Source organism: Emticicia sp. (assembly GCF_049241225.1).
GTDB lineage: Bacteria > Bacteroidota > Bacteroidia > Cytophagales > Spirosomataceae > Emticicia.
In genome coordinates this window covers 1-1,159 of record NZ_JBMLRC010000014.1, presented here as the reverse complement: position 1 = coordinate 1,159, position 1,159 = coordinate 1, and the positions used below count along the sequence as shown (strand labels likewise).

Genomic DNA, 1,159 nt, shown 5'->3' with positions numbered 1-1,159 from the left:
CAATTCTTGGAATCAGAATACCCAAACTATCGCTTTTTACATCTAAAATGGCCGATGGATGTGCTGTATCATTATCAATATTAATGGTTACGCCTTTGCTGTCGTTATTGAGTTTTACGTCAATGGTTTCTGAAAGTAGAGAGGTTTGTACAACCGAACGATACTCAATTTCGCTAACGGTAACATTTCCACTCGTACTCGAAACTTTTGCTGTAAAATATTCACCTGTTTTTGTAAAGAAACTCACATGATTGGTGGTAGATACCAGTGTGTAAGCAACAGACTCGTTGGGGCGAGTATATTTTTGTATATTCGTAAGTATTCTCAGGCAACTATAAGTGCCTGTAGGTGTGGTAATAGTTCCGAAAGCATCAACACTTGCAGTAAATACTTCTTTCGTTGTTTTCAGATTAGTCACGTAGTCGCTTTCTTCGCTGATGCTACTGAAATTATCATTCAAATCAAGCGGAATATCGACCACTTCGTAGTCAGATTCATCAAATGCATCATCGCTTCCTACCTCCAAATCATAGCTGGTTCCGATATTATATACGCCATCGGCGGCAAAATTATAGTGGTCATAAACATCCATTGGGCGGTCGTTTTCGTCATAATAGGCCGTACGCATCACTTTATTTGCCCCAGTCACTTGCAATGCTGGAGGTACATTTGCTACCGCAATAAAATCTCCACGACCAGCACCATCAAAATAGCTGAGGAAATTAGCAGGTAAAGTCCAAGTTTGTGGAGTAGAGTTATTTGCAGTTCCAATATTCATCGTGAATGAATCTTCATCATTCTGATACAAAAGCCAAGTTTTACCAACTGCCGAAAAAGAATCAAAATCGTTCAGTGTAATGCTTACAGAAGTGTTCAATACAGTTGCTACACTGCTTTGTTTGCTTTTTAGGTTAAGTAAACTTGTGTCAAATTTTTTTATGCCAAGCTTTTTGTTGCTCACATTGATTCTACTGCGTTTAATAAATGAACGGTTTCTTCTTGACGGTTCCCCTGAAGATGGAATTGCATTAGCTTCAAGGAAAATGAAATTTGAAGCAATTAAAAAAATAATAAGTTTGATTGTGTTCATATTTTTTTCAATTAATTTTCCAGCTAAACTCAACGTTTGATTTTCCTTTTTGTAATTCTTTCACTTCAA

At 37.0% G+C, this 1,159-nt stretch carries 1 protein-coding gene; it reads right to left on the bottom strand.

From position 1 onward, the window contains the following. On the bottom strand, positions 1-1,090 hold a 1,090-nt coding region (locus ACOVO2_RS00730; RefSeq protein WP_421768132.1), incomplete at its 3' end, for a hypothetical protein. Between the last annotated feature and the right edge of the window lie 69 nt (positions 1,091-1,159).